Annotated in this window: 18 protein-coding genes; 10 read left to right on the forward strand and 8 right to left on the reverse strand. The window is 72.7% G+C overall.

From position 1 onward, the window contains the following. Positions 1-7 precede the first annotated feature (7 nt). From N8K70_RS15195 to N8K70_RS15215, 5 genes are all read right to left on the reverse strand, one after another. Positions 8-1,042 (reverse strand): LacI family DNA-binding transcriptional regulator, encoded by a 1,035-nt coding sequence (locus tag N8K70_RS15195; protein WP_317139191.1) that lies wholly within the window; start codon positions 1,040-1,042, stop codon positions 8-10. A gap of 183 nt (positions 1,043-1,225) precedes the next feature. After that, on the reverse strand, positions 1,226-2,644 hold the full coding sequence (locus N8K70_RS15200) for a GH1 family beta-glucosidase (protein WP_317139192.1): 1,419 nt from the start codon (positions 2,642-2,644) through the stop codon (positions 1,226-1,228). Beyond that, positions 2,641-3,531 (reverse strand): carbohydrate ABC transporter permease, encoded by an 891-nt coding sequence (locus tag N8K70_RS15205; protein WP_317139193.1) that lies wholly within the window; start codon positions 3,529-3,531, stop codon positions 2,641-2,643. Before N8K70_RS15205 ends, N8K70_RS15200 begins: the two co-directional genes overlap by 4 nt. Next, positions 3,528-4,571, reverse strand: a complete 1,044-nt coding sequence (locus N8K70_RS15210) for a carbohydrate ABC transporter permease (protein ID WP_317139194.1) — start codon at positions 4,569-4,571, stop codon at positions 3,528-3,530. Before N8K70_RS15210 ends, N8K70_RS15205 begins: the two co-directional genes overlap by 4 nt. A gap of 184 nt (positions 4,572-4,755) precedes the next feature. Further along, on the reverse strand, positions 4,756-6,027 hold the full coding sequence (locus N8K70_RS15215; RefSeq protein ID WP_317139195.1) for an ABC transporter substrate-binding protein: 1,272 nt from the start codon (positions 6,025-6,027) through the stop codon (positions 4,756-4,758). A gap of 208 nt (positions 6,028-6,235) precedes the next feature. Between N8K70_RS15215 and N8K70_RS15220 the strand changes: the two genes are divergently transcribed. The 8 genes from N8K70_RS15220 to purQ all read left to right on the forward strand — a co-directional run bounded on the left by N8K70_RS15220 (position 6,236) and on the right by purQ (position 15,044). Next, the gene (locus N8K70_RS15220) at positions 6,236-7,897 is read left to right on the forward strand and encodes an ABC transporter substrate-binding protein (RefSeq protein ID WP_317139196.1); all 1,662 of its coding nucleotides are present in this window, start codon (positions 6,236-6,238) and stop codon (positions 7,895-7,897) included. A gap of 7 nt (positions 7,898-7,904) precedes the next feature. Next, positions 7,905-8,858 carry an ABC transporter permease gene (locus N8K70_RS15225; RefSeq protein ID WP_317139197.1) on the forward strand — a complete coding sequence of 318 codons (954 nt, stop codon included), beginning with the start codon at positions 7,905-7,907 and terminating at the stop codon, positions 8,856-8,858. Continuing rightward, complete coding sequence (locus N8K70_RS15230; RefSeq protein WP_317139198.1) at positions 8,855-9,733, forward strand: ABC transporter permease; 879 nt, start codon at positions 8,855-8,857, stop codon at positions 9,731-9,733. The genes N8K70_RS15225 and N8K70_RS15230 overlap by 4 nt, the downstream gene beginning before the upstream one ends. A gap of 74 nt (positions 9,734-9,807) precedes the next feature. Then, positions 9,808-11,601, forward strand: coding sequence for a gamma-glutamyltransferase family protein (locus N8K70_RS15235; RefSeq protein ID WP_317141231.1), 1,794 nt, complete (start codon positions 9,808-9,810; stop codon positions 11,599-11,601). After that, entirely contained in the window at positions 11,585-13,240 is a 1,656-nt protein-coding gene (locus N8K70_RS15240; protein ID WP_317139199.1) for an ABC transporter ATP-binding protein, read from the forward strand. The genes N8K70_RS15235 and N8K70_RS15240 overlap by 17 nt, the downstream gene beginning before the upstream one ends. Then, on the forward strand, positions 13,221-13,979 hold the full coding sequence (locus N8K70_RS15245) for a GntR family transcriptional regulator (protein ID WP_317139200.1): 759 nt from the start codon (positions 13,221-13,223) through the stop codon (positions 13,977-13,979). The genes N8K70_RS15240 and N8K70_RS15245 overlap by 20 nt, the downstream gene beginning before the upstream one ends. Before the next feature lie 112 nt (positions 13,980-14,091). Further along, a complete protein-coding gene (purS, locus tag N8K70_RS15250; RefSeq protein WP_317139201.1) occupies positions 14,092-14,340 on the forward strand; it encodes a phosphoribosylformylglycinamidine synthase subunit PurS in 249 nt (82 codons plus the stop codon). Continuing rightward, a complete protein-coding gene (gene purQ, locus N8K70_RS15255; protein WP_317139202.1) occupies positions 14,337-15,044 on the forward strand; it encodes a phosphoribosylformylglycinamidine synthase subunit PurQ in 708 nt (235 codons plus the stop codon). Before purS ends, purQ begins: the two co-directional genes overlap by 4 nt. A 2-nt stretch (positions 15,045-15,046) precedes the next feature. Here purQ and N8K70_RS15260 read toward each other — a convergent pair whose 3' ends face one another. Next, positions 15,047-16,306 carry a citrate/2-methylcitrate synthase gene (locus N8K70_RS15260; RefSeq protein WP_317139203.1) on the reverse strand — a complete coding sequence of 420 codons (1,260 nt, stop codon included), beginning with the start codon at positions 16,304-16,306 and terminating at the stop codon, positions 15,047-15,049. A 91-nt stretch (positions 16,307-16,397) separates the two neighbouring features. Here N8K70_RS15260 and N8K70_RS15265 point away from each other — a divergent pair, with 91 nt between their 5' ends. Both N8K70_RS15265 and N8K70_RS15270 read left to right on the forward strand, forming a co-directional pair. Further along, the gene (locus tag N8K70_RS15265) at positions 16,398-17,546 is read left to right on the forward strand and encodes a citrate/2-methylcitrate synthase (protein WP_317139204.1); all 1,149 of its coding nucleotides are present in this window, start codon (positions 16,398-16,400) and stop codon (positions 17,544-17,546) included. A gap of 41 nt (positions 17,547-17,587) precedes the next feature. After that, positions 17,588-18,517: an NAD(P)-dependent oxidoreductase gene (locus N8K70_RS15270; RefSeq protein WP_317139205.1), complete on the forward strand. Its 930-nt coding sequence runs from the start codon at positions 17,588-17,590 to the stop codon at positions 18,515-18,517. A gap of 110 nt (positions 18,518-18,627) precedes the next feature. Here N8K70_RS15270 and N8K70_RS15275 read toward each other — a convergent pair whose 3' ends face one another. Together N8K70_RS15275 and N8K70_RS15280 are read right to left on the reverse strand one after the other, a co-directional pair. Further along, the gene (locus N8K70_RS15275) at positions 18,628-19,851 is read right to left on the reverse strand and encodes an LLM class flavin-dependent oxidoreductase (protein WP_317139206.1); all 1,224 of its coding nucleotides are present in this window, start codon (positions 19,849-19,851) and stop codon (positions 18,628-18,630) included. Next, a complete protein-coding gene (locus N8K70_RS15280; RefSeq protein ID WP_317139207.1) occupies positions 19,848-20,801 on the reverse strand; it encodes an LLM class flavin-dependent oxidoreductase in 954 nt (317 codons plus the stop codon). Before N8K70_RS15280 ends, N8K70_RS15275 begins: the two co-directional genes overlap by 4 nt. Between the last annotated feature and the right edge of the window lie 28 nt (positions 20,802-20,829).

Genomic DNA, 20,829 nt, shown 5'->3' on the forward strand with positions numbered 1-20,829 from the left:
ACGGCGGCTACGCGCTGTCGCGGACGACGAGATCGGCGGGGAGGATGGTCACGCGCGGCGGATCCAGGCCCGCCAGACGCGCGAGCAGGACGTCGGCCATCGCCTCGCCCTGTTCGAGCGAGGGCTGGCGGATGGTCGTGAGCGCGGGGACGCCGGTCGTCGCGACGGGCGAGTCGTCGAAGCCGATGATCGCGAGGTCGCGGGGCACGCGCCTGCCCGCCGTGGCGAGCACCTCCATCGCGCCTCGTGCCATGAGGTCGCTCGCGACGAAGAGCGCGTCGGGCCACTCGGCATCGCCCGCGTCCACGCGCGCGAGGATGCGCCGCATCGCGGCCGCCCCTCCTGCGACGGTGAAGTCGCCGTCGTCGACGGGGCCCGCGTCGAGCCCCGCCTCCGCGAGCGCGTCGCGGAAGCCCGTGAGGCGGTCGATTCCGGCCGGCATGTCGGACGGGCCCGTGATCGTGCCGATCCGGCGGTGCCCGCGGCTCAGCAGGTACTCGGTCGCGACGCGTCCGCCCGCCACGTTGTCGACGTCGACGAAGTAGTCGTCGACCCGCTCGCGCGCGGGCCGGCCGCCGAAGACGACCGGCACCGAGGAGGAGATGCGGTCGATGTAGGTGTCGCTCGTGTGGTGCGAGACGACGAGCGCGCCGTCGACGTTGCCGCCTGCGAGGAACGTCGTCGCCTTGTCGCCCGGGTCGTCCGACGCGATGATGAGGTTCAGCATGTGGTCCGAGCGCGACAGCCGGTTGTTGATGCCCGTCACGATGGCCGCGAAGAACGGGTCGCCGAAGAAGCGCGTCGTGTCCTCGGGCACGACGAGGGCGAGCGCCTGCGTCTGCCGGCTCGCGAGCGACCGCGCCGCACGGTTGGGCACGTACTCGAGCTCGGCGATCGCCCGCCGCACCGCCGCGAGCGCCTCGGGGCTCACCCGATCGCCGCCGTTCACGACGCGCGAGACGGTCGACCGCGACACGCCCGCGCGCGCGGCGACCTGCTCCAGCGTCGCCGCTGTACGCCCCGCGCCGGCTTCCGCGCTCATCCGGAGGCTCCCTCTCTCGTCGATGACATCATCTCCCGGGCACCGCCCATCCGCCATTCCGGCGTTCCGGCCAGGGTGCACAACGCAGGAAGAACGGCGTCCCGAAGGGGTGCCGCCCGCATGATCACGCCGGAGGCCCGCCCGCCGGCCCGCAGATCTCCTGCATCGTGTCGGGCGCCTCCCTCAGACCGCTCGGGCGGCGATGATCGAGGCGTACGCGCGGCCGGAGTCCTTCACGGTGCGGACCTGCGTGTCGTAGTCGACGTGGACGATGCCGAACCGCTTGGCGTAGCCCCACGCCCACTCGTAGTTGTCGAGCAGCGACCAGTAGAAGTACCCGCGCACGTCGACGCCCTCGTCCAGCGCGTCGCGGACGGCCGCGATGTGGTCGCGCACGAAGGCCGAGCGCTGCCGGTCCGCCACGCGGCCGTCGTCCAGCCGGTCGTCGCCCGCCGCGCCGTTCTCCGTCACGTACAGGGGCGTCGCCGTCGCGTACGCGTCCGAGATCCGCCGGAGCAGCGCCGTGAGGCCGGCGGGGTCGACCTCCCATCCCATGTTCGTGCGCTCGTATCCGCGCTCGTGCCAGTAGATGCCCTCGTGCGAGGGGAACGGCGAGCGGATGACGCGGTCGGTGGGCGCGTCGCCGCCGGGGACCGGGACGGGCGACGGGCGACCCGACACGTACTCGCCGTGGTAGTAGTTCACGCCGAGGAAGTCGGGCGGAGTGGAGATCGTCGCGAGATCCCCGTCCCGCACGGCGGTCTCGAACGCGCCGACGGCCGCGGCGTCCACGGCGCGGACGTCCTCGACGACGTCGGCGGGGTACGCGGCGCGGAAGACCGGGTCGAGGAACCAGCGGTTGAACTGCCCGTCGATGCGCCGGGCAGCGTCCGCGTCGGCCTCGTCCGACGCGTCGACGGGCTCGGCGTTCGTGAGGTTGAGCGTGATGCCGACGTCCTGCGCGCCACGCGCCCGCAGCTCCTGCACGGCGCGGCCGTGCGCCAGCAGCAGGTGGTGCGAGGCGAGGAGCCCGTCGCGCACGCTCTGACGGCCCGGCGCGTGCGCGCCCGCGGTGTACGAGAGGAACGACGAGCACCACGGCTCGTTGAACGTCGTCCACTGCGTCACGCGGTCGCCGAGCGCGTCGTGCATCGTGATCGCGTACTCGACGAACCGGTCGACGGTGTCGCGCGATGTCCATCCGCCCCGCTCCTCCAGCGCCTGCGGCATGTCCCAGTGGTAGAGCGTGAGCCAGGGCACGATGCCCGCCGCGAGCAGCTCGTCGACGAGCCGCCGGTAGAAGTCGAGTCCCCTGCCGTTGACGGCGCCGCCGTCGGGCCGCACGCGCGACCACGACGTCGAGAACCGGTACGCCTGCAGGCCCAGGCCCTTCATGAGCGCGACGTCGTCGGCGTAGCGATGGTAATGATCGCATGCGACGTCCCCCGTGTCGCCGTCGATCACGGCCCCCGGCACGCGTGCGAAGGCGTCCCAGATCGAGGCGGTGCGGCCGTCCTCGAACGCCGCCCCCTCGACCTGGTACGCCGCGGTCGCGGCGCCGAAGAGGAAGTGCTCCGGAAGAGAACGGGTCACGTGCGTCATCCCTTCACCGCTCCCGCCATGATGCCACTGACGAGCTGACGTCCCGCCACGACGAAGAGGAGCAGCAGCGGCAGGGTGGCGAGCACGACGCCGGCGAGCACGATCGAGTAGTCGACGAAGTGGTTCGACTGCAGGAGCGCGAGGGCCACGGGCAGGGTCGGGTTCTGTCGGTCGAGCACGATGAACGGCCAGAAGAAGTTGTTCCACGCGGTCACGAACGTGAACAGGAACAGCATGGCCGCCGCGGGGCGGGCGGCCGTGACGCCGACGGTCCAGAAGGTGCGGATCATCGACGCGCCGTCCACGCGGGCGGCCTCGATGAGCTCGTCGGGCACCGCCTGCTGCAGGTACTGCGTCATCCAGAACACCCCGAACGCGCTCGTGAGCGCCGGGACGACGACCGCGCCGACCTGCCCCGTCCATCCGATCTCGCTGAAGAGGATGTAGAGCGGCACGACGCCCAGCTGCTGCGGCACGGCCATCGTCGCCACGACGAACGAGAGCAGCACCTTGCCGCCCCGGAACCTCAGCTTCGCGAACGCCCATCCGGCGAGGGTGGAGAAGACCACGACGCTCACGGCGATGATCGTCGAGCTCCAGACGGAGTTCCACAGCGCGCGCCAGAAGTTCACCGCCGGGTCGTTCACGACGCTCATGGCGTTGGCCACGAAGTTCCCGCCGGGGATCCACGAACGCCCCGGGTCGCGCAGCGTCGTGGAGTCGCCCGATCCGATGAGGAACGAGAAGTAGAGCGGGAACACGCTCGCGACGAGCACGACCGCGAGCCCGGCGTAGACCCAGAAGCCGGGTCGCGCCCCGCGGATGCGCACCGTGCGCCCCGCGGCCCTCGGGGCGTCCTTCGTGACGAGCGTCGATGTGGCGGTCATCGGCGGGCCTCCTCTCGCTTCAAGGCTCGTCTCCGGGCGCGTCGTTCGCGGCGCGACAGCTGCCCGCCGCGGCTCCCCTCGTCGCGGACGAGCGATCGGGTGATGAGCAGGTTGACGAGGCCGATCGCGAGGATGATGACGAAGAGGATCCACGCCATCGCGGCCGCGCGGCCGAAGTTCCAGTCGCCCCAGCCGACGTCGTAGAGGTAGAGCGTGATCGTCAGCCACTGCTGCGCCGAGCCGCCCCGCCCGAACTGGTCGAACATCCGCGGCTCGTCGAAGATCTGCAGGCCGCCGATCGTCGAGGTGATGACGACGAAGATGAGCGTGGGCCGGAGCGACGGCAGCGTGATGTTCCAGAACTGCCGGAAGGCGCCCGCGCCGTCGACGGTCGCGGCCTCGTAGTAGTCGCGCGGGATGGCCTGCATCGCGGCGAGCAGGATGAGCGCGTTGTAGCCGGTCCACCGGTAGTTGACCATCGTCGCGATCGCCACGTGGCTCCAGAACGGCTCGACGTGCCACGGGATGGCGCCGATGCCGATCGCCTCGAGGAGTCCGTTGATGGCCCCCGACTTGTCGGCGAACAGGGCGTTGAAGATGAGGCCGACGGCGACGGGCGCGACGACGTAGGGCAGCAGCGCGCTCATCCGCCAGAACGTCCTGGCGCGGATGTGCCGGTCGAGCATCGCGGCGATGAAGAGCGCGAGGACGAGCTGCGGCACGCTCGAGAGCAGGAAGATGCTGAAGGTGTTGCCGAGCGCGGTCCAGAACTTGGGCTGCGAGAGGATCCAGGCGTACTGGCCGAACCCGATGAACTCGCCCGAGCGGCGCACCTGATCCCAGTCCATGAACGAGATCACGCCCGTGTAGACGATCGGGAACAGCCCGACGATCGCGAACAGGACGAAGAACGGCGAGATGTAGAGGTAGGGCGAGAGCCTCAGGTCCCAGCGGCTGAGCCGCTGCGAGAACGAGAGCACTCGGACGGGCCGGTCCGGCGGAGCGTCGGCGCTCGGCGGACGGATGGCGGTGGCGGTCACGGCTTCCCCTCGGGGCGGGTGTGCGGATGGCGGGGTGCGGGTGTGCGGATGGCGGGGTGCGGGGGCGACACAATGCAGGAAGACCGTGGCCCGGTCGCGCCGGATGTGCCGGAAACGGGCGGGCGGGCACCCTTCCTGTGCGCGGATCTCCTGCGTTGTGCGCGCCCGCCCGTGAAGCCTCGCGTCAGAACGCCGAGACCTCGGTGACCCAGGTCTGCCAGCTGGTCTCCTCGTCCTCGATGCCGTCGAAGACGCGCGTCACGGCGTTCTGCAGGGCGTCGTGGAACTGGAAGTACTTCGGCCCCTTGACCGGCGACACCGTCACGGCCTCGGCGCGCTCGATGCCGATCTCGCCCGTGGGCGCGTCGTTGAAGTAGGGGTTCACGAAGCCCGTCAGGTCGGTGCTGTCGTACGCCTCGGGCTGGCTCGGGAACGTCCCGGCGTTCACGAACGCCTTGATCTGCGTGTCGGACGAGGTCAGCCAGTCGGCGAGCTCCTGCGCGGCGGCGACGTTCGCGCCGTTCGCGGGGATCACGAGGTACGATCCGCCCCAGTTGCCGCCGCCGCCGGGGAAGACGTCGGCGATGTCCCAGCCCGCGACGTCGGGGGCCTCGCCCGAGATGACGCCGTGCATCCAGCCGGGGCACAGCATCGCGGCGAACTCGCCGTTCGCCATCGACGCGTACCAGTCGTCGCTCCACTGTCCGGCGTACGCGGAGATCGGGATGGCGTTCTCGACGACCGTGTCGTACACCTCGCGGACGTCGGGGTTCTCCGTCGCGACGATCGTGCCGTCCGCCTCCTCGTAGGTGACCTCGATCTGGTTCATGAGGCCCTGCAGCACGGTGTTGGCGGAGTCGAGGAACGGCTTCCCCGTCGTGTCGACGTACTCCTGGCCGACGGCGAAGAGGTCGTCCCACGTGGTGAAGAGGCCGGCGACCTCCTCCCGGTCGCTCGGCAGCCCCGCCTCCGCGAACAGGTCGGAGCGGTAGCACACGGCCTGCGGCCCGATGTCGGTGCCGTACGCGACGAGGTTGCCGTCGGCGTCGGTCGCGGCGGCCTCCTTCCAGTCGAGCCAGCGGCCCTCGAGGTCGTCGGGGACGGGCTCGAGCAGGTCGGCGTACTGCATCATCTCGGTGAACCAGTCGACCTCGACGGCCTCGATGTCGGCGAGCCCGGTGTTGCCGAGCTTCTGGAAGAAGTTCGCGCGCGCGTCGTTCGACGTCGCGGCCTTGTTGTGGACGATGGTGACGTTCGGGTGCTCGTCCGTGTACTCCTGGAGGAGCTCGTCGGTGTAGCCGAAGTCGTTGAACGTCGAGATCGTGAGCTCGAGGGGGGCGTCGGGATCTGCCGGCTCGGCGTCGCCGCCGGAGCCCGAGCATCCGGCGAGCACGAGGCCGCCGATGGCGAGGGCACTGACCGCAGCGGCGCCGCGGCGGATGGCACGAGTGTTCACTGTCACTCCTTTGTGGTGGGTGGACAGGGCATGGGAGCGCTCCCACGTCCTGTCATGGAACTTTATGGGAGCGCTCCCATCGCGTCAAGGGCGTGCGGGGGCCGCCGATGGGCGAAACGTAACCACTCAGTAACAGATTGCATACCTGAACGACCCAAGAGTCGTGATTGCATTCAATCCGTCCCTGCAACCCGTCCTTGGAGGCATCGTGCGTTCCTTCCCCATCCCGTCGGCGTCGCCGTCCCCGCGCGCACCGCGCGCCGCGGCGGCGATGATCGTCGCAGCCCTCGCCCTCACCGGGTGCCAGGCCGTCCAGACCACCTCGGCCCCCACCGAGGAGGCGGAGGACACGACCGAGGTCTCCCTCGACGGCAAGACGACCGTCGAGGGCGGGGATCTCGTCATGGCCCTCTCCGCGGAGCCCGATCGGCTCGACCCCACCACCTCGTCCTCGCTGTACACGCGCTACGTCATGCAGACGATGTGCGAGAAGCTCTACGACATCGACGCCGACGGCGAGGTCGTGCCCATGCTCGCCACCGAGCTGCCGGAGGTCTCGGACGACGGCCTGAGCGTCACCATCCCCCTCCGGGAGGGCGTCGTCTTCGCCGACGGCGAGCCCTTCGACGCGGAGGCCGTCAAGGCCACGCTCGACCGTCATCTGGCGAAGGAGGACTCCTCCCGCCGCAGCGAGCTCGGCCCCGTGACGGCCGTGGAAGCCGTCGACGAGCACACCGTCGAGATCGCCTTCGACACGCCGTTCTCCCCGCTGGCCGCGGTGCTCGCCGACCGCGCCGGCATGATCATGTCCCCGAAGGCGCTGGCCGAGGAGGGCGACGACTTCGGGGATGCGCCGGTGTGCGTCGGGCCCTTCCGGTTCGTCGAGCGCGTGCCGCAGACGTCCATCACCGTCGAGCGCGACCCGCTGTACTACGACGCCGACTCCGTGCACCTCGACACGATCACCTACCGCATCATCACGGACGCCTCCATCCGCGCGGCCAACCTGCGCTCGGGCGACGTGCAGGTCGCCGACACGCTCTCGACGCAGGACGTGTCCGAGCTGCAGGACGACGACGGCCTGGGCATCCTGCAGGTCGAGTCCCTCGGCTACCAGGCCATCACCGTCAACGTCGGCAACACCGACGGCGTGGGCGCCGCTCCCGGCGACATCGGGACCCCGCTCGCGAACGATCCGCGCGTGAGGGAGGCGCTGTCGATGTCCATCGACCGCGAGCAGCTCGTGGCCTCGGTGTTCAACGGCTACTACGACCCGGCGTGCTCGCCGATCTCGCCCGCCAGCCCCTTCAGCTCCGACGCGTCCGAGGCGTGTGCCGAGTACGACCCCGAGGGCGCGCGCGCCCTCCTCGAGGAGGCGGGCGCGGAGATCCCGTACCGCGTCGAGATGAAGGTGACGAACAACCCCGACACGCTGCGTCTCGCGCAGGCGATCCAGGCCTCGGTCGCCGACGCGGGCTTCGAGCTCGAGCTGGTCCCCGTCGAGTACTCGACACTGCTGGACGTGCAGAACGCCGGCGACTTCGATCTGCTCCAGCTGGGATGGTCGGGGCGCGTGGACCCGCACGGCAACACGTTCAACTTCCTCACGACGGGGGCGGGGAACAACTACTCCGGCTACTCCGACGCCGAGGTCGACGAGCTGCTGACGCGGGCGACGGAGACGTTCGACACCGACGAGCGCGCGGAGCTGTACGGCGAGGCGATCGCGCAGGTGCAGCAGGACAACCCGGTCGTCTACCTCTACCGCACCCGTTCGCTCACGGGCTACACGGCGGACGTGGCGGGCATCGGCACGTACGCTGACGGCGTCGTGCGTCTCGGCCAGGCCGCGTTCGTCGAGACGGAGTGAACGGGCGATGGCGCGCTTCCTCCTCTCCCGCCTGGGCCAGTCGGCTGTGACACTGCTGCTCGCGGGCGTCGTCATCTTCTTCGGCGTCCGCCTGCTCCCGGGCGACCCCGCCCTCGCCATGGCGGGAGAGGAGGCGACGCCCGAGCGGATCGCCGCCGTCCGCGCGGAGCTCGGCCTCGACGACCCGATCGCCGTGCAGTTCGCCCGGTTCGCCGGGCAGGTGCTCACGGGCGACCTGGGCGAGTCCACCCGCACCGGCGCCGAGGTCTCCTCGATGATCGCCTCGACGCTCCCCGTCACCCTGTGGCTGGCACTGTACGCGATCGTCGTGGCCGTCGTCGCCGGGATCGTGCTCGGCGTGATCGCCGAGCGGTTCCGCGGGCGCTGGCCGGAGTGGGCGGCGAACGCCGTCGCGCTCGTGAGCCTGTCGATCCCGAACTTCTGGCTCGGGATGATCGCGATCCTCGTCCTGTGCATCGGGTGGGGGCTGTTCCCGGCATCGGGATACGTGCCGGTGCGGGAGGACCCCGCCCGGTGGGCGCTGCACCTGACCCTGCCCGCGGTCGTGCTCGGCACGGGGCTCGCCGCCGTCATCATGCGCCAGACCCGCGCGTCGATGATCGAGGCGATGCGCGCCGACTACGTGAGGACGGCGCGCGCGACGGGGCTCGGACGCTGGCGCGTCCTCGTCCGCTACGGGCTGCGCAACTCGCTCATCGTCGTCGTGACGATCGCCGGCCTGCAGCTGGGAGGGCTCATCTCCGGCGCCGTCGTCACGGAGCAGATCTTCGCCCTGCCCGGATTCGGCAAGCTCACGCTCGACGCGGTCTTCACCCGCGACTACCCCGTCGTCCAGGCCGTCGTGCTCATCGCCACGGCGGGCTACGTCGTCGTCAACCTCGCCGTCGACATCCTGTACTCGGTGATCAACCCGCGCATCCGGGTGGGCGGCGCCCGATGACCCAGCTCGTCACGGCGGGGCCGGCGATCGCGCGGGCGCCCCGCGGCCGCGCCCTCCGCCGGCTGATCCGGACTCCCCTCTCGCTGTGCGGGCTCGCCCTGATGGCCGTCGTCGTGCTCGCCGCCGCCCTCGCGCCGGTCATCGCCCCGCACCCGCCCGCGGGGGTGAACTTCGAGGCGCCCTTCCAGCTCCCCGGCACCGTCGGCTACCTCCTGGGCACCGACGACCTCGGCCGCGACATCCTCTCGCGCATGCTCTACGGCATCCGCACCTCCCTGCTCATCGGCGCGATCTCGGTCGTCCTGGCCGTCGTCGCCGGCGTGCCGCTCGGACTCGCCGCCGGGTACTGGCGCTGGCTGGACGCCCCCATCTCGCGCCTGAACGACGTCGCGCTCGCCTTCCCGTTCCTCGTGCTCGCGATCGCGCTCGCGGCGATCGCGGGCCCCAGCCCCGCCAACGCCGCGATCGCGCTCGGGGTCGCGCAGGTGCCCGTCATGCTGCGCGTCGTGCGGGGCGAGACGCTCCGGCTGCGGGAGAGTGAGTTCGTGCAGGCAGCGATCACCATGAACGCCTCCGGGGCGCGGATCGTGTGGCAGCACGTCCTCCCCAACTGCGCGTCGGCGGTCGTCATCCAGGCCACGGTGATCATGCCCGTCGCGGTGCTCGGCGAGGCGGTGCTGTCGTTCCTCGGCCTGGGGATCCAGCCGCCCGACCCGAGCCTGGGCATCATGCTCTCCGACGCGCAGCAGTACCTCTCGCGCACCCCGTGGCCGGCCCTGTTCCCCGGCCTGGCGATCATCGCGATCTGCCTCGCCTTCAACATCGTCGGAGACGGCCTCCGCGACGTCCTCGATCCGACCTCCGACAGCAGGTGACACCTTTGAGCAATCCCTCCTTCACCATCCCTCCCGCGTTCACGACGCGCCCGGACCTCTCCGGGACGTTCGGCATGACCGCGTCGACCCACTGGACGGCGACCGCGACGGCGCAGGCCGTGCTCGAACGCGGCGGCAACGCCTTCGACGCCGCCGTCGCGGCCGCCTTCGTGCTGCACCTCGTCGAGCCGCACCTCAACGGGCCCGGCGGCGACATGACCGCCGTGTTCGCGACCGCTGATGCCCCCGACCGTCCCCGCGTGCTGATGGGGCAGGGGCCGGCGCCGGCGGGAGCGACGATCGACCGCTTCCGGTCCGAGGGACTCGACCTGGTGCCGGGATCCGGTGCGCTCGCCGCCGCCGTGCCCGGAGCCGTGGACGCCTGGCTGCTGCTGCTACGCGATCACGGCACCTGGTCGGTCGCCGATGCGCTGGCCTTCGCGATCGGCTACGCGCGCGACGGGCATCCCGTCCTCGAACGCGTGGTCCAGACGATCGCGAGCGTCTCCGGGCTCTTCCGCGATCACTGGCGGACGTCGGCGGAGCGGTGGCTGCCGGACGGCGTGGTCCCCCGCGCGGGCGAGCGCATCGCCAACCCCGTCTACGCCGGCGTCCTCGAAGGGCTCGTGGCCGCGGCCGACGCGGCGGCCGGGGCGGGACGGGAGGCGCAGGTGGACGCGGCACGCGCGCGATGGCGCGACGTCGTCGGCCGCGCCGTGGAGGAGTTCGTGCGCACGCCCCACCGCCACTCCGACGGCGCCGAACACGCCGGGGTGATGACGGCGGCCGATGTGGAGGCGTTCTCGGCGGATGTCGAGGACGCCGTCGTGGCGAGGTTCCGCGGGTACGAGGTCGCCAAGACGGGCCCGTGGGGCCAGGGCCCGATCCTGCTTCAGGCGCTCAAGATCCTCGAGGGACTCCCCGACGAGCGCCTCGACCCGTCGACGGCGATCGGCGCCCACACCGTGCTCGAGGCGCTCAAGCTCGCGCTCGCCGACCGCGAGGCCTGGTACGGCGACTCCGACGGGCCGCTCGACGCCGAGTCGCTCGCGCATCTCCTCTCCGACGAGTACGCCGCACAGCGGCGCGCGCTCATCGGCGAGCACGCCTCCCGCGAGGTCCGACCGGGTTCGCCGGGCGGTCGCGTGCCGTCTCCGCTGCCCCCGCTGCGCGCCGACGAGGACGCGGCGGACGCCGCCGGGATCGGCGAGCCCACCGTCGCCGTCGTGCCCATCGGCGCGGAGCACGTCGAACCGGTCGCGGACGCGGGAGGCGCGACGCGCGGGGACACGTGCCACATCGACGTCGTCGACCGCTGGGGCAACGTCATCTCGGCGACGCCATCGGGCGGATGGCTGCAGTCCTCCCCGACGATCCCCGCGCTCGGCTTCTGCCTGGGCACGCGGCTCCAGATGACCTGGCTCGACGCGTCCTCTCCGTCGGCGCTCGTGCCGGGCAGGCGTCCGCGCACGACGCTCACGCCCACGCTCGTGCTGCGCGACGGCCTCCCGGTCATGGCGCTCGGGTCGCCCGGCGGCGATCAGCAGGACCAGTGGCAGCTGCTCATGCTGCTGCGCGTGCTCGTCGGCGGGTACAGCCCGCAGCAGGCGATCGACGCCCCCGCGCTGCACACGACGTCGTTCCCCGGCTCCTTCTGGCCGCGCACGGGGACGCCCGGCGGCGCCGTCGTGGAGGACCGTCTCGGCGACGACGTCGTCCGCGCGCTCGAGGCCAGGGGACACGTCGTCACGCGGTCGGGCGACTGGTCGCTCGGCCGGCTGTCGGCCGTGACGCGCGACCCCGGGACCGGCCTGCTCGGCGCCGCCGCCAACCCGAGAGGGGCGCAGGGATATGCCGCCGGCCGCTGAGACCGCCGCATCCGCCCCGACGTCCGCGTCATCGTCCGCGCCGCTGCTCGGCGTGCGCGGGCTCGAGGTGAGCTACGGCGAGCGCCCCGTGCTCCACGGCGTGGACCTCGACGTCCGGCGCGGCGAGCGGGTGGCGATCGTCGGGCAGTCCGGATCGGGGAAGTCGACCCTCGTGTCCGCGCTGTTCGGCCTGCTGCCGGGCGCAGGCCGGATCACGGCGGGGAGCATCGACCTCGACGGGGACGATCTGCTGGGCGACGCGTCGAGGGTGCGCGCGGCGCGCGGGCGCCGCATCGGCCTCGTGCCGCAGGACCCGGCGTCGAGCCTCAACCCGACGATGAGCATCGGCGATCACGTCGCGGACGCGCTGCGACGCGACGGGCTCCGCGGCGAGCGCCTGCACCGCGGCCTCGTCGAGCTGCTCGACGAGGCCGGCGTGCCCGAGCCGGAGCGCCGCGCACGCCAGTATCCGCACGAGTTCTCGGGCGGGATGCGCCAGCGCGTGCTCATCGCCCGCGCCCTCGCGCGCGAGCCCGAGCTGCTCGTCGCCGACGAGCCGACCTCGGCGCTCGACGTCACGGTGCAGAAGCGCATCCTCGACCATCTGCAGACCCTCGTGGACTCCCACGGCACGACGCTGCTCCTCGTCACGCACGATCTCGGCATCGCCGCCGATCGCGCGGACCGGATCGTCGTCATGCTCGACGGGCGCATCGTCGAGGAGGGCACCCCTCGGCAGGTGCTGCGCAGCCCCGCCCATCCCTACACCCGTCGCCTCGTCGAGGCCGCGCCCGGCGTGCACGTCGCCGAGGCGCGCGCGGGCGTCGCGGAGCCGGCCGAGACGACGGATGCCCGCTCGCCCGACGTCATCGTGGTGCGCGACCTCGTGAAGGAGTTCTCCGTGCGCGGACAGCGCGGAACGGTGCGCGCCGTCGACGAGGTCTCGTTCCGCGTGCCGCGCGGGACCACCACGGCGCTCGTCGGCGAATCGGGATCCGGCAAGACGACGATCTCGCGGATCCTGCTCGGGCTGGAGCGCCCCACGTCCGGCGCCGCTCTCGTCGACGGGACGGATCTCGCGACGTGCACGCGCGCGGAGCGACGCGACGCCCGGCGGCGCGTGCAGCCGGTCTTCCAGGACCCCTACGGGTCGCTCGACCCGACGCACACCGTGCAGCGGATCGTCGACGAGCCGCTGCGGGTGTTCCGCGTCGGCGACCGCGCGTCCCGCGCGCGCCGGGTCGCCGAGCTGCTCGACGCGGTGGCGCTCCCCGCCGACACGGCGCACCGCCGGCCGTCCGAGCTCTCGGGCGGCCAGCGCCAGCGCGTCGCGATCGCGCGTGCGCTCGCGCTCGAGCCCGCGCTGCTCGTGTGCGACGAGGCCGTCTCGGCGCTCGACGTGCTCGTGCAGCAGCAGGTGCTCGAGCTGATGGCCGGGCTGCAGCGGCGGCTCGGCGTCTCGTACCTGTTCATCACGCACGATCTGGCGGTCGTGCGTGAGATCGCCGATAACGTGGTCATCCTGCGGCAGGGACGCATCGAGGAGGCCGGAAGCGTCGACGACGTGTACCTCTCGCCGCAGGCGGAGTACACACGCGAGCTGCTAGGAGCGATCCCCGGTGCAAGCCTCCTCGGATGACGCCGACGACGGGAGCCCTCCCGCCGTCCCCTCCTATCCGTCCGGCGGGGTCTCGTCGGGCGTGCAGGACGCCATCCGCCGCGACATCATCACCGGGACCCTCCTCCCCGGCGAGCGGGTGACGGAGGCCTCCCTCGCCCAGCGCTACGCGGTCTCCCGCGTGCCGGTGCGCGAGGCGCTGCGCGGGCTCGAGAGCGAGGGCTTCATCGCGTCCCGTCCGCACGCGGGATCGCGCGTGGCGGCGATCCCCATGGACGAGGCCGAGGACCTCTTCGACGTCCGCGAGACGCTCGAGGTCGCCACCGCGCGCCGCGCGGCCGCCCGGGCCGCCGCGCTGTGGTCGCGGCAGGACAGCCCGCAGGAGTGGTGGGACACACGACGAGAGCTCGCCCGGCTGCTCGACAGGGGGGACGAGGTGGCCGCGCGCGACGACCTCGACGCGCTCGTCGACGTGAACGACCGCCTCCACCTCGCGATCGGCGAGCTCGCCGCATCCCCCACCCTCCAGCGCCTGCTGCGTCAGCTGTCCTGGAAGATCGAGTGGCTCTACGCCTCCGACCGGCAGGCGCGCGGCAGCGGGCGCTGGCCCGACCATCGCGCGATCGTCAGCGCGATCGACGCCGGGGACCCCGATCGCGCCGGCGAGCTGATGCGGGAGCACGTGCGGGGCACCCGGTCCACGTTCTTCGCCCGGTACGCATCGCGTCTTCCCCCGCAGGGCGCGGGCTCCGAGGCCTGACGCGCCGCGCGAACGCCGGTCGGGCGAGGACGGCCGCCGGGGCCCGGACGGCGAGGGACGCGGCGACTAGACTGGGTCCGACACCCCGCCCGCGACATCCGGAGCCCACCTCATGCCCACCATCGTCGTCGACGTCATGCCCAAGGCCGAGCTGCTGGACCCGCAGGGCAAGGCCGTCACCGGGTCGCTCTCGCGGCTGGGCCATGGCGCCTTCCAGAACGTCCGCATCGGCAAGCGCATCGAGCTGACCGTCGACGGCGACGTCACGGACGCCGTGCTCGCCGAGGCCAGGACGATCGCCGACGAGATCCTCTCGAACGGCGTCATCGAGGACGTCGTGAGCATCGAGGTCGTCGAGTGACGGCCCGGATCGGGGTGATCACGTTCCCCGGCTCGCTCGACGACCGCGACGCGCAGCGCGCCGTGCGGATCGCGGGCGGCGAGCCGGTCGCCCTCTGGCACGGCTCGCACGACCTCGAGGGCGTCGACGCCGTCATCCTCCCCGGCGGGTTCTCCTACGGCGACTATCTGCGCGCAGGCGCCATCGCCGCGCTCGCGCCGATCATGACCGAGGTCAAGGACGCCGCCGCGAAGGGCGTCCCGGTCCTCGGCATCTGCAACGGCTTCCAGATGCTCGTCGAGGCGCACCTGCTGCCGGGCGGGCTCATCCGCAACGCCCATCAGCAGTTCATCCGCCGCGATCAGCGGCTGCGCGTCGAGAACGCCTCGACCGCCTGGACGAACGCGTTCGACGAGCACGCCGAGATCGTCATCCCTCTCAAGAACGCCGACGGCGGCTACATCGCCGACGACGAGACGCTGAAGCGCATCGAGGGCGAGGGCCAGGTCGCGTTCCGCTACCTCGGCGTCAACCCCAACGGCTCGCTGAACGACATCGCGGGCGTCTCGAACGACCGCGGCAACGTCGTCGGCCTCATGCCCCACCCCGAGCACGCGGTCGAGCCCGGCTTCGGGCCCGGCACCCCCGCCGCGATGCGCTCGGGGGTCGACGGGCTCGCCTTCTTCACCTCGGCGATCGCCGCCGTGGTGGCGCAGGCCGCGTAGCCTCAGCCGTCTCCGGCCTCCACGCGCGACCAGTCCGGCGCCGGCCCGGTGTACCGGCCGCGCGGCCGGAGACGCATCGGAGGACTGCCGTACTCGTCCGACGCGTGGGCGATCCATCCCGCGACGCGGGCGGTCGCGAAGACGAGCGCGCCCGCATCGACCGGCATGCCCGCGGCGACCGTGAGCGCAGCGAGCGCAAGATCGAGGTTCGGATGGAGCCCGGTCGGGCGCATCGCCTCGCGGAGCGCATCGACGGCGACGCCCACCGTCCTCTCCGGGTCGAGCGGCTCGATCGCGCGGAGGAGAGCCCCGGCCCGCGCATCCACGCCGCGATAGTGAGAATGCCCGAACCCCGGCGCCCCGCGTCCGAGCGTCCGGAGCTGCATCCCGATGGCGACGTCGGCGGGCATGCCTCCGACGACGTCGCCGAGCAGCTGCGCGGCCGCCTGGCTGGCGTTGCCGTGCAGCGGAGAGTCGAACGCGCCGAGCGCCGAGGTCACCACCGCGTAGCCGGACGCGCGGGCCGACGCCGCCACGCGTCCGGCGAGCGTCGAGACGGCGAGGTCATGATCGACCGACAGCACCATGGCCGCGTTGACGGCCGCCGCCTCGACCGGGGACGGCACGGATCCGGTGAGCGCCTGCCACAGCGCCTCGGGCGCCGAGGCCTCCTCGGCGATGCCGGCGTGCGGCGCGAGCGATCGCGGGATGCCCGCGACGACGATCTCGCCGACGCGGGCCAGTGATCGCGGGCCGACGTCGTCCCTGAGCGGGTCGGCGGTCGCGAGCGCGCGCACCGCGACCACGACGCGGTCGATCCACGACGCGGTCGACGGAAGCGCCGCGACGAGCCCGCGAGCGGTCTCGACGAACGTCGCGGGTGCACGGAGACGCCGGCCGACGTCCCACCTCTCGCCCCACAGCCACGCCGCCACCGCGTCGAACGACTGCTCGCGCGCGAGCCGTGCGGCCGGCTCGCCCCGGAGGAACAGCTCGTCGTCCTCGACGAGGGCGATGTCGGTGTCGAGCACCATGAGGGGCTCGCCGTCCGAACGCCTCGCGCCGTCCGGCGACGCCGCCGTCGCGCGCCGGGTGCGCCGCACCGCGAACGCCTCGACCTCCAGCGGGTCGAAGAACGAGCCCGAGGCCGTCCTCGTGCGCCCGATGAGTCCGCGCGAGACGTACGCGTAGAGGGTCTCGGGCTTGACGCCGAGCCGGGCCGCCGCCTGGCCCGCCGTCAGCCGCGGGGGAGGAGCGCTCATGTTGATCCGATCAATGTTGACGCACCGATCGTCCCGCACCCACACTGATCCTGTCCACCGTCCGCGCAGACGTCCCCACGAAGGAGTGACCATGTCGGTGCAGCCCGACCGGATGAATCCGTCCCTGATCGCCGTGCCCCGCGGCCTGACGAACGTGGCCGTGACCGACACGGAGATCAGCGACGTCCACGGCCTCGAGGGCTACTACCAGTACCGCGAGCACTCGGCGATCGACCTCGCCCGGCACGCGACCCTGGAGGAGGTCTGGCATCTGTTCCTCTTCGGAGCGCTGCCCGGCCCGGCCCGGGCCGCCCGCTTCGCGGACGTCCTCCGGTCCGCCGACGACGACGCCGACGTGCACGAGCTCGTCGCCGCGCTGGCGCCGCTCGGGCCGGACGTGCTCCACGGCGTGAAGGCGGCCTGGCCGCTCCTCTCCGCACGGCGGGGGATGCGGCCCGTCTACGACCTGACCGAGGAGGAGCGCCGCGACGACGCGCTGCTGCTCACCGCAGCGCTCCCCCCTCTCCTCACCGCGCTCTGGCGGCGCGCGAACGGCGACGCGGCGGGGCCGGCGCTGCCGGACCGGGGCGTCGTCGCGAACTACCTCCACCAGCTCACGGGACGCGTGCCCACGGCGCAGGAGGAACGGGCGCTCTCCGCGTACCTCATCGCCGTCGTCGACCACGGCCTGAACGCGTCCACGTTCACGGCGCGGGTCATCGCCTCCACGGGCGCGGATGTCGCCTCGGCTCTCGCAGGAGCGCTGGGCTCGCTCACGGGCCCCCTCCACGGCGGAGCGCCCTCGCGCGTCCTGGACGCCCTCGACCGGATCGAGAGCCCGCACGACATCGGGCCGTGGATTCGCGGAGAACTCGCCGCGGGCCGGCGGCTCATGGGGTTCGGGCACGCCGTCTACCGGACGGCCGATCCCCGCTCCGAGCTGCTCAAGGCCATCGCGCTCGACCTCGGCGGCGATCGGGTCGAGCTCGCCCTGCGCTTCGAGGAGGAGGCGGATCATGCCCTCGCCGCGTCGAAGCCCGGTCGGGCGCTCCACGCGAACGTCGAGTTCTACGCCGCGATCGTGATGGAACGGGTCGGGGTGCCTCGCGAGATGTTCACCCCCACGTTCGCGCTCGCCCGCGCGATCGGATGGTCCGCCCACATCGTCGAGCAGGCGGCGGACCCCAAGATCATCCGACCGTCGGCACGGTACACGGGACCCGCGCTCCGGCGCGCGTGACGCGGACGGCCCGGCCCGCCGGCCGCGCTAGCCTCGATTCCATGACCTCCCTCACCGTCGCCGTCCCGCACGAGCAGCTCGCCGAGGATGTGAGGGCGCGGCTCGATCCCTCGCTCGACATCGACGTCGTCCTCTGGGACGGGGCGGACGCGCCGCCGCGCGAGCGCATCGACCTCGTCGTCCCGCCGTACATGCGGCAGGGACGGATGCTGGCGAGGCTGGGCGAGATCGCGCCCCGGCTCGTGCAGGGGCAGGCGATCGGGTTCGAGGGCGTCGAGGATCGGCTGCCCGCCGGCATCGTCTACGCGAACGCGTCGAGCGTGCACGAGACGGCCACCGCCGAGCTGACCCTGACGCTCATCCTCGCCGCGCAGCGCCGGCTCGACGTCGTGATCCGGAACCAGGAACGCGCCACCTGGGACAGCATCGGGACGCCGGGCCTCGCCGACCGCCGCGTCGTCCTGCTCGGATACGGCGGCGTCGGGAGGGCCATCGCCCGCCGGCTCGAGGGCTTCGAGGCCGAGCTCGTGCCCGTCGCCTCGCGTGCCCGCGACGAGGACGGACTCCGCGTCCGCGGGATCGCGGACCTCCCCGCCCTGCTGCCCACCGCCGACGTCCTCGTCAACGCCCTGCCCGGAGGGGCGGGCACCCGCCGCCTCATCGACGACGCCGCGCTGTCGGCGCTTCCCGACGGCGCCCTGCTCGTCAACATCGGACGCGGCCCGACGGTCGACACCGACGCCCTCGTCGATCACGTGCGCCGCGGGCGCATCCGCGTCGCGAGCGACGTCTTCGACCCCGAGCCCCTGCCCGCGGACCACCCGCTGTGGTCGCTCGACGGGGCGATCGTCTCGCCGCACATGGGCGGCCGCTCCGACGCCATGCGGCCGCGGATCGCGCGGCTCGTCGCGGAGCAGGCCGAGCGCCTCGCGCGCGGCGAGGAGCCGGTCAACGTCGTCATCCGCACCTGAGCCGCAGCACGACGCAGGAGAATCGCGACGCCCGCCGACCACGTCCCGCGGAACCGCGCGAGGCGGTCGTCGCCGGCATCCGGTTCTTCCTGCACGGTGTCGCGCAGCGTTCAGCGGGCCGACGACCCGCCGTCGGGCCGCACGAGGCCGAGGTGGTCGCGGAGGGTGCGACCACGGTACTCCGTGCGGAAGAGACCGCGGCGGCGCAGCTCGGGCACGACGAGGTCGACGAAGTCGTCGATGCTCCCCGGCGCGTACGGGAACATCAGGTTGAACCCGTCGGCGGCGCCGAGCTCGAACCACTCCTCGACGCGGTCGGCGATCTCGTCGGGCGTGCCGACGACGATGTGGTCCACCGCGCTGATGGCACGCTGCACGAACTGGCGGATGGTGAGGTCCTCACGACGCGCCGTGTCGTAGACCGCGCGCTGATGACTGTGACTCTGATTGGTGACGGGCAGCTCCGGCAGCGGGCCGTCGAGATCGTGGCTCCGCAGGTCGACGCTGCCGAGCCAGAACTCCAGGTCGCCCAGGGCGACGCGCGGGTGCAGGAGCGACGTGAGCGCATCGTGCTTGTCCTCCGCCTCCGCGCGGGTCGGGGCGACGACCGTGGCGAGGATCGGCAGGACGAGCACGGAGGCCGGGTCCCTCCCCTCCTCCTCCGCGCGACGGCGGATGTCGCCGGCGTACTCCAGCGCGTCCTCCAGCCGCGTCGATCCGGAGAACACCAGCTCGCCGTGACGGGCGGCGAGAGCACGGCCGGACGGCGATGCGCCGGCCTGGGTGATGAGCGGGCGCCCCTGCGGGCTCACGCGCGCGATCCCGCCCTCGTCCCAGAGCCGGTAGACCTCCCGGACGGCCTCCTCGGCCTGCCGGTACCGTGCCTCGTGGTCGGTGTGCGCCGACCGGCCGAAGTTGCGCGCCTCGGCGTCGGTGAGGCTCGTCACGACGTTCCATCCGGCGCGGCCTCGGGAGATCCGGTCCAGCGACGCGAACTGCCGGGCGATGGCCGACGGCGTGTTGTACGAGATCGACGTCGTCGCGATGAGGCCGATCCGCTCGGTCGCGGCCGCGATGGCCGAGAGCATCGTGATCGGCTCGAGGCTGTCGTTGACGGTCGACACGCGCTCGACGACGTCGGGATGGACGTCGGGCACCGCCAGCTGGTCGGCGAAGAAGACCGCGTCGAATCCGGCCGCCTCGAGCCTGCGCGCCTGCGCGATGAGGAAGCGGGGATCGGTGTCGGCCGCCTGCGGCGAGCCGGGGAACCGCCAGCCGCCGAGGTTGCCCCCGGGCGAGGCGTAGATGCCGGCGAGGTGCAGCTCACGGGTCATGCGTCGGCCTCCATGTCGGCGATCGCGAGGGCGGGACGCGGCAGGCTCAGAGCCGCGCGCAGGGTTCCGCTCCCGCGGCTCCCGGCGAGACCGCGCTCCCGCAGGAGCGGAAGCAGACGGGAGAGGGCCCCGTCGGCCGTGCGCACGTCGTCGAACGCGAGGAGGACGCCGTCGAGGGTCTCCGCTGCGACGCGCTCGACGAGCGTGTCGGGCGGGGCGGCTCCCGGCACGCGCCGCCACGCCCTCACCGTCTCGCGCGCGCGGCCGTGCGCGGCGAGCGCGGCGTCGAGTCCCGTCGCGACGGCCGCGTCGTCGACCACGACGACGTCGGCCCGGCGGGCGGCCGCGGACAGCTCGTCCGCCGACGCCGCGGTCTGGACGAGCACCGGGTGTCCCTGGGGCGGGCGCGAGACGTTGATCGGCCCGGACGTCACGACGTGCGTCCCGCGGTGGTCGAGTGTTCGGCGTCCGCGGCGGTCGAGGAAGACGCCCGACTCCTGATCGCGCGGGAACGCGTCGTCGGCGACCGTGTCCCACAGCCCGCGGACGGCCTCGACGACCTCGTCGGCGTAGGCGGCCCGGTCGCCGTCGGAGGGCGTCACCCATCCGCCGGCGACCGTCCGCGACGCGACGAGGCGCCAGCCCGCCCGTCCCGCCGAGAGGTGGTCGAGCGACGCGATCTTGCGGGCGAACGCGTAGGCCGCCTCGCCGTCGGCCGGGACGGAGGCGACGAGACCGATGCGCTCGGTCGCGGTCGCCAGTGCGGAGAGCAGCGTCAACGGCTCCAGGGCGGTCACGTCTCCCGCGCCGTCGTCCTCGACGACGAGCGCGGTGACGCCGAGGTCCTCCCACCGGCGGACGCTGCCGGCCCAGTCCTCGAATTCCTCGCCGGGCGCATGCCCGACCGGGACGAGCACCCCGATGTCGACGGGGCGGGCGGGCTGCGTCATGGAGGAGCTCCGTTCGTCGTGACCGGCA

Source organism: Microbacterium sp. AB, from assembly GCF_032878875.1.
In the GTDB taxonomy this organism is placed as follows: domain Bacteria; phylum Actinomycetota; class Actinomycetes; order Actinomycetales; family Microbacteriaceae; genus Microbacterium; species Microbacterium betulae.

Excerpts from the sequence above, each read along its gene's own strand:
- N8K70_RS15265 (WP_317139204.1), top strand. The coding sequence starts at position 16,398 with ATGTCGGTGCAGCCCGACCGGATGAATCCGTCCCTGATCGCCGTGCCC.
- N8K70_RS15235 (WP_317141231.1), top strand. The coding sequence starts at position 9,808 with ATGACCGCGTCGACCCACTGGACGGCGACCGCGACGGCGCAGGCCGTG.
- N8K70_RS15195 (WP_317139191.1), bottom strand. The coding sequence starts at position 1,042 with ATGAGCGCGGAAGCCGGCGCGGGGCGTACAGCGGCGACGCTGGAGCAG.
- N8K70_RS15200 (WP_317139192.1), bottom strand. The coding sequence starts at position 2,644 with ATGACGCACGTGACCCGTTCTCTTCCGGAGCACTTCCTCTTCGGCGCC.
- N8K70_RS15225 (WP_317139197.1), top strand. The coding sequence starts at position 7,905 with ATGGCGCGCTTCCTCCTCTCCCGCCTGGGCCAGTCGGCTGTGACACTG.
- N8K70_RS15205 (WP_317139193.1), bottom strand. The coding sequence starts at position 3,531 with ATGACCGCCACATCGACGCTCGTCACGAAGGACGCCCCGAGGGCCGCG.
- N8K70_RS15270 (WP_317139205.1), top strand. The coding sequence starts at position 17,588 with ATGACCTCCCTCACCGTCGCCGTCCCGCACGAGCAGCTCGCCGAGGAT.
- N8K70_RS15260 (WP_317139203.1), bottom strand. The coding sequence starts at position 16,306 with ATGAGCGCTCCTCCCCCGCGGCTGACGGCGGGCCAGGCGGCGGCCCGG.
- N8K70_RS15240 (WP_317139199.1), top strand. The coding sequence starts at position 11,585 with ATGCCGCCGGCCGCTGAGACCGCCGCATCCGCCCCGACGTCCGCGTCA.
- purS (WP_317139201.1), top strand. The coding sequence starts at position 14,092 with ATGCCCACCATCGTCGTCGACGTCATGCCCAAGGCCGAGCTGCTGGAC.
- N8K70_RS15275 (WP_317139206.1), bottom strand. The coding sequence starts at position 19,851 with ATGACCCGTGAGCTGCACCTCGCCGGCATCTACGCCTCGCCCGGGGGC.
- N8K70_RS15280 (WP_317139207.1), bottom strand. The coding sequence starts at position 20,801 with ATGACGCAGCCCGCCCGCCCCGTCGACATCGGGGTGCTCGTCCCGGTC.
- N8K70_RS15230 (WP_317139198.1), top strand. The coding sequence starts at position 8,855 with ATGACCCAGCTCGTCACGGCGGGGCCGGCGATCGCGCGGGCGCCCCGC.